General features: G+C 50.0%; 9 protein-coding genes. All 9 read left to right on the top strand.

Features of this window, described 5'->3' with window-relative positions; genetic code table 11:
- The first annotated feature begins 50 nt into the window (after positions 1 to 50).
- Positions 51 to 872 (top strand): FKBP-type peptidyl-prolyl cis-trans isomerase, encoded by an 822-nt coding sequence (gene fkpA, locus DW47_RS0105620; RefSeq protein ID WP_029685409.1) that lies wholly within the window; start codon positions 51 to 53, stop codon positions 870 to 872.
- A gap of 163 nt (positions 873 to 1,035) precedes the next feature.
- Complete coding sequence (locus DW47_RS0105625; protein WP_029685410.1) at positions 1,036 to 1,758, top strand: helix-turn-helix transcriptional regulator; 723 nt, start codon at positions 1,036 to 1,038, stop codon at positions 1,756 to 1,758.
- A complete protein-coding gene (tusD, locus tag DW47_RS0105630) occupies positions 1,758 to 2,144 on the top strand; it encodes a sulfurtransferase complex subunit TusD (protein WP_029685411.1) in 387 nt (128 codons plus the stop codon). The genes DW47_RS0105625 and tusD overlap by 1 nt, the downstream gene beginning before the upstream one ends.
- Positions 2,144 to 2,503 (top strand): sulfurtransferase complex subunit TusC, encoded by a 360-nt coding sequence (gene tusC / locus DW47_RS0105635; protein ID WP_029685412.1) that lies wholly within the window; start codon positions 2,144 to 2,146, stop codon positions 2,501 to 2,503. The genes tusD and tusC overlap by 1 nt, the downstream gene beginning before the upstream one ends.
- Positions 2,504 to 2,517: 14 nt before the next feature.
- Positions 2,518 to 2,805 carry a sulfurtransferase complex subunit TusB gene (tusB, locus tag DW47_RS0105640; protein WP_029685413.1) on the top strand — a complete coding sequence of 96 codons (288 nt, stop codon included), beginning with the start codon at positions 2,518 to 2,520 and terminating at the stop codon, positions 2,803 to 2,805.
- Positions 2,806 to 2,928: 123 nt separating this feature from the next.
- Positions 2,929 to 3,303: a 30S ribosomal protein S12 gene (gene rpsL, locus DW47_RS0105645; RefSeq protein WP_003852912.1), complete on the top strand. Its 375-nt coding sequence runs from the start codon at positions 2,929 to 2,931 to the stop codon at positions 3,301 to 3,303.
- Between the two features lie 95 nt (positions 3,304 to 3,398).
- Positions 3,399 to 3,869 (top strand): 30S ribosomal protein S7, encoded by a 471-nt coding sequence (gene rpsG, locus DW47_RS0105650; RefSeq protein WP_029685415.1) that lies wholly within the window; start codon positions 3,399 to 3,401, stop codon positions 3,867 to 3,869.
- Between the two features lie 93 nt (positions 3,870 to 3,962).
- On the top strand, positions 3,963 to 6,077 hold the full coding sequence (gene fusA / locus DW47_RS0105655) for an elongation factor G (protein WP_029685416.1): 2,115 nt from the start codon (positions 3,963 to 3,965) through the stop codon (positions 6,075 to 6,077).
- A 69-nt stretch (positions 6,078 to 6,146) separates the two neighbouring features.
- The coding region (locus DW47_RS0105660; RefSeq protein ID WP_029685418.1) for a GTP-binding protein at positions 6,147 to 6,811 on the top strand (665 nt) is incomplete at its 3' end.

Raw genomic sequence — 6,811 nt, forward strand, 5'->3', positions numbered from 1 at the left:
ATTAAAATACAACTATCACCGGGTCGGGAGACCTCGGTTGGGAGATATGGATGAAATCATTGTTTAAAGTCTCATTGCTAGCGACCACTCTGGCAGTTGCTCTGAATGCACCTGTGGTTATGGCTGCTGATGCGTCAGCAAAAGCGACCACAGACCAAGCACCGCTGAACGCTGCGTTTAAAGATCAGACTCAACAGTCTTCTTATGCATTAGGTGCTTCACTGGGTCGTTACATGGAGAACTCTCTGAAGGAACAAGAGAAGCTTGGCATCAAGCTGGACAATAAACTCCTGATGTCCGGTGTTCAGGACGCCTTTGCGGGTAAGAGCAAGCTGTCTGATGCCGATATCGCGCAAACCCTGAAAGGCTTTGAAGTGAAAGTGAAAGCGGCCGCTCAGGCGAAAATGGAGCAGGACGCAAAAGATAACGGTGAGAAAGGCGCAGCCTTTGCCGCAAAATTCGCTAAAGAAAGTGGCGTGAAGAAAACCGCTAGCGGTCTGCTGTATAAAGTCGAAAAAGAAGGAACCGGTGCGACCCCAACTGATACTGATACGGTAGTGGTTAACTACGTCGGTACACTGACTGACGGTAAAGAGTTTGATAACTCTTATAAACGTGGTGAGCCATTGACCTTCCAGCTGAACGGCGTGATCCCTGGCTGGACTGAAGGTCTGAAGCACGTGAAAAAAGGCGGTAAGATTGAGCTGGTGATCCCACCTGCTTTAGCCTACGGTCAGAACGGTGTTGCCGGTATCCCGCCAAACTCTACCCTGGTGTTCCAGGTTGAGTTGCTGGATATCAAACCGGCTGCAGCAGCCGATGACGCGTCTAAAGCGCCTTCTGCAGAAAGCACCACCAAAGCCGCGCAGTAATCGCTTTGTCACCGCCGCATCTCTGCGGCGGTGTTTCCCTGCATCACCAAAAGCACTGGCGCATGTCTGTGACATTTGTCAAACTGCGGTCTCTGATATTGATTATCGAGTCTGCCCGTTCGTGGTTAAGACAGACTCCTGCTATTTGGGGTGAACATCTGCAATGTCTAATCCTTTTAATCCGGGCGATGCCTCGGTCTACGAGCTGCCGGAACAAAAGTCCTTTGAACCCGAAGATTACGATATTCTGAAGTCTTACGAATCGGTGGTGGACGGTCTGGCAATGCTGATTGGCCCGCACTGTGAAATCGTGCTGCACTCGCTGGATAATTTACAGTGTTCGGCGATACGGATCGCCAACGGCGAACATACCGGAAGACAGGTTGGGTCACCGATTACTGATCTGGCGCTGCGTATGCTGCATGATCTGCACAATGCAAAAAGCAATGTGTCACGTGCCTACTTTACCCGAGCTAAAAGCGGTGTCCTGATGAAATCCGTGACGATTGCGATCCGTAATCGCCAGCAGCGGGTCATCGGGTTGTTGTGTATCAATATGAATCTGGATGTGCCTTTTTCACAGATTATGGCGACCTTTATGCCGCCTGAACTGCATCAGGTGGATTCAAGTGTGAATTTTGCTAGCTCAGTCGATGATCTGGTGGCGCAGACACTCGAATTTACGATTGAAGAAGTGACCAACGATCGTAATGTGGCCAATAACGCCAAAAACCGTCAGATAGTGTTGAACCTCTATGAAAAAGGCATCTTTGATATCAAGGATGCTATTAATCAGGTGGCGGAGCGTTTAGATATCTCTAAGCACACAGTTTATCTCTATATTCGGCAGTTTAAGAGTGGAGATTTGCAGGGAGTTGAACGCTGATGCGTTATGCCTTACTGGTGACGGGTGGGCCTTATGGTACTCAGCAATCAAGCAGTGCACTGCAGTTTGCCCGTGCGGTGGTGGCAGCAGGTCATCAACTTGAAAGCGTTTTCTTCTACCGTGAAGGCGTGCTGAATGCGAGCCAATTAACGGCCCCGGCCAGCGATGAGGTTGATATTGTTGCTGCTTGGCAAGCACTGCACCAACAGTCTGGAGCAGGATTGCATATTTGCGTTGCCGCCGCCTTACGCCGAGGCATTGTCGACGCGCAGGAAGCGGCACGTCTGCAACTGCCTGCGGTTAACCTGGCTGAAGGCTTTATCTTAAGCGGCTTAGGGGCTTTTGCCGAAGCGGCCTTAACCTGTGATCGTCTGGTACAGTTCTGATGAATCGTATTGCCTTTGTGTTTACCTCCGCACCCCATGGCAGCAGTGGCGGCAGGGAAGGGCTCGATGCCCTGTTGGCAACCTCTGCGCTCAGTGATGAGTGCGGGGTGTTCTTCATCGGGGATGGGGTGTTACAGATCCTGCCTGATCAGCAACCGGCAGCGATCCTATCACGCCACCATGCCGCGACCTTTGGTGTGCTGGCACTCTATGACATCGAACGCTGTTATCTGTGCCGTGAATCACTGGCTCGTCGTGGACTATTGACCCAGAAGAACTGGTTACTGGCAGCAGAAATCATGGAACCTGAGGCGTTACGTCGTTGTCTTAATGATTACGATAAGATTGTGACTTTCTAAGAGCCGGGCTACTGATGTTACATATTTTACTGCAGTCTCCCTGGCAGTGCGATATCGCGCAACGTCTGACGTTGCTGAATGCCGGTGATGATCTGTTGTTACTACAAGATGGTGTGCTAGCGGCCCTGGCACAGGGGGAGTGGAGCGAAAGACTGCTCAACTCACCCGCCACCATCTCGGTACTGGCAGAGGATATTGCTGCCCGTGGCTTGTCTGAGCAAATTTTGACCAACTTCCATCAAGTGGACTATAATGGGTTCGTTGAACTGACAATTCGACACCCACAACAGCTCACCTGGTAGCAGGAAGTATTGGTTATTTCTTGACACCTTTTAGACAGAGCCCTAAAATTCTGCGTCCTCGTAGAAATACGAGGCGATTTATTACGTGTTTACGAAGCAAAAGCTAAATCCAGGAGCTATTTAATGGCAACAGTTAACCAGCTGGTTCGCAAACCACGCGTACGCAAAGTTGCAAAAAGCAACGTGCCTGCGCTGGAAGCTTGCCCGCAGAAACGTGGTGTTTGTACTCGTGTATATACTACCACTCCTAAAAAACCGAACTCCGCACTGCGTAAAGTATGTCGTGTTCGTCTGACCAACGGTTTTGAAGTGACTTCCTACATCGGTGGTGAAGGTCACAACCTGCAGGAGCACTCCGTGATCCTGATCCGTGGCGGTCGTGTAAAAGACCTGCCAGGTGTGCGTTACCACACCGTTCGCGGTGCACTTGACTGTTCAGGTGTTAAAGACCGTAAACAGGCTCGTTCTAAATACGGTGTGAAGAAGCCAAAGGCTTAATGGACTCCGTTAAGTAAGGCCAAACGTTTTAATATAAATGTCAGAATAAACTCGTAGAGTTTTGGACAATCCTGAATTATCAACGGAGAATTTCCATGCCACGTCGTCGCGTCATTGGTCAACGTAAAATCCTGCCAGATCCTAAGTTCGGATCAGAGTTGTTGGCTAAATTTGTAAACATTCTGATGGTAGATGGTAAGAAGTCTACTGCAGAATCTATCGTATATACTGCGCTTGAGACCCTGGCTCAGCGCTCTGGTAAAACTGAACTGGAAGCGTTTGACGTTGCTCTTGAGAACGTACGCCCTACAGTCGAAGTTAAATCACGCCGTGTGGGTGGTTCAACTTATCAGGTACCAGTTGAAGTCCGTCCGGTTCGTCGTAATGCCCTGGCAATGCGTTGGATCGTTGAAGCTGCTCGTAAACGCGGTGATAAATCTATGGCTCTTCGCCTGGCGAACGAACTTTCTGATGCTGCAGAGAACAAAGGTACTGCAGTGAAGAAACGTGAAGACGTTCACCGTATGGCTGAAGCCAACAAGGCGTTCGCTCACTACCGCTGGTAATCACCACGGTGTAGTTGTTAACCCGGCGGACGCTTCTAAAGCAAGCCCGCCGTGGTTTACTTACTTAGAACGTCCGAGAATCAGAGGAATCAAATGGCTCGTACAACCCCCATTGCTCGCTACCGTAATATCGGTATCAGTGCACACATCGACGCCGGTAAGACTACCACTACCGAGCGTATTCTGTTCTACACCGGTGTAAACCATAAAATCGGTGAAGTGCACGATGGCGCTGCAACTATGGACTGGATGGCGCAGGAGCAGGAACGTGGTATTACTATCACCTCCGCTGCGACTACCGCATTCTGGTCTGGTATGGCGAAACAGTTTGAACCACATCGTATCAACATTATTGATACCCCGGGACACGTTGACTTTACTATCGAAGTAGAGCGTTCAATGCGTGTTCTGGATGGTGCAGTAATGGTTTACTGTGCGGTTGGCGGCGTTCAGCCTCAGTCTGAAACCGTATGGCGTCAGGCTAACAAATATAAAGTTCCACGCATCGCGTTCGTTAACAAAATGGACCGTATGGGTGCTAACTTCCTGAAAGTTGTTGGTCAGATCAAAAGCCGTCTGGGTGCAAACCCTGTACCATTGCAGTTAGCAATTGGTGCAGAAGAAGGCTTCACCGGTGTTGTTGACCTGGTGAAAATGAAAGCCATCAACTGGAACGAAGCAGACGCAGGCGTTACCTTCAACTATGAAGAAATCCCTGCTGATATGGTTGACCTGGCAGAAGAATGGCACCAGAACCTGATCGAATCTGCAGCAGAAGCTTCCGAAGAGCTGATGGAGAAATACCTCGGCGGTGAAGAACTGACTGAAGATGAGATCAAAGGTGCTCTGCGTCAGCGCGTTCTGAACAACGAAATCATCCTGGTTACCTGTGGTTCTGCATTTAAGAACAAAGGTGTTCAGGCAATGCTGGATGCGGTCATTGAGTACCTGCCATCTCCAAGCGAAGTACCTGCAATCAAAGGTATGCTGGACGACGGTAAAGATACTCCGGCTGAGCGTCATGCAGACGACAACGAGCCGTTTGCAGCATTAGCATTTAAAATTGCTAACGACCCGTTCGTAGGTAACCTGACGTTCTTCCGCGTGTACTCCGGTATCGTTAACTCCGGTGACACCGTACTGAACTCTGTTAAATCTGCACGTGAGCGCTTCGGCCGTATCGTACAGATGCACGCGAACAAGCGTGAAGAGGTCAGCGAAGTTCGCGCTGGTGATATCGCCGCTGCAATCGGTCTGAAAGATGTGATCACGGGTGATACTCTGTGTGATCCAAGCGCACCAATTATCCTGGAGCGTATGGAATTCCCAGAGCCAGTAATCTCTATCGCCGTTGAACCAAAAACCAAAGCTGACCAAGAAAAAATGGGTCTGGCTCTGGGTCGTCTGGCTAAAGAAGATCCATCATTCCGCGTATGGACTGATGAAGAATCTAACCAGACCATCATCGCCGGTATGGGTGAGCTGCACCTGGACATCATCGTTGACCGTATGAAGCGTGAATTCAACGTTGAAGCGAACATCGGTAAACCTCAGGTTGCTTACCGTGAAGCGATTCGCGCGAAAGTTACCGATATCGAAGGTAAGCACGCGAAACAGTCTGGTGGTCGTGGTCAGTACGGTCATGTTGTTATCGACATGTACCCACTGGAACCAGGCTCTAACCCTAACGGTTACGAGTTTGTGAACGACATCAAAGGTGGTGTAATCCCAACGGAATACATCCCTGCAGTTGACAAAGGTATTCAGGAGCAGCTGAAATCAGGTCCACTGGCCGGTTACCCGGTAGTAGATCTGGGCGTTCGTCTGCACTTCGGTTCTTACCATGACGTTGACTCCTCTGAACTGGCGTTTAAACTGGCTGCTTCTATTGCCTTTAAAGATGGCTTTAAGAAAGCAACTCCAGTCCTGCTTGAGCCTATCATGAAGGTTGAAGTAGAAACTCCGGAAGAGAACACTGGTGATGTCATCGGTGACCTGAGCAGACGTCGTGGTATGCTGAAAGGGCAGGAATCTAACGCTACAGGCGTTGAGATTCACGCTGAAGTTCCGCTGTCTGAAATGTTCGGTTACGCAACTCAGCTGCGTTCACTGACCAAAGGTCGTGCTTCTTACTCCATGGAGTTCCTGAAGTACGACGATGCGCCGAACAACGTTGCGCAGGCCGTTATTGAAGCTCGTGGTAAATAATATCACGGTTTAATTTTGAACAGATGCCTTCATCTATGATGATGAAGGCATAACGTAAGGAATATCGCCATGGCGAAAGAGCAATTTCAACGTAACAAACCACACGTTAACGTCGGTACTATCGGCCACGTTGACCACGGTAAAACCACTCTGACTGCAGCAATCACTACCGTACTGGCTAAACACTACGGCGGTGCTGCACGTGACTTCGCGCAGATTGATAACGCGCCAGAAGAAAAAGCACGTGGTATTACCATCAACACTTCTCACGTAGAATACGAAACCCCGACTCGTCACTATGCACACGTTGACTGCCCGGGCCACGCCGACTACGTGAAAAACATGATCACCGGTGCTGCACAGATGGACGGCGCTATCCTGGTTGTTGCTGCGACTGACGGCCCTATGCCTCAGACTCGTGAGCACATCCTGCTGGGTCGCCAGGTTGGCGTTCCTTACATCATCGTGTTCCTGAACAAGTGTGACATGGTTGATGATGAAGAGCTGCTGGAACTGGTTGAAATGGAAGTTCGTGACCTGCTGTCCCAGTACGACTTCCCAGGCGACGATACCCCAATCGTTCGTGGTTCAGCGCTGAAAGCACTGGAAGGCGAAGCGGCATGGGAAGAGAAAATCCTGGAACTGGCTGGCCACTTGGATTCTTACATCCCAGAACCACAGCGTGCTATCGACCAGCCGTTCCTGCTGCCAATTGAAGACGTATTCTCAATCTC

The organism is Tatumella saanichensis (assembly GCF_000439375.1).
Taxonomy (GTDB): Bacteria; Pseudomonadota; Gammaproteobacteria; order Enterobacterales; family Enterobacteriaceae; genus Tatumella; species Tatumella saanichensis.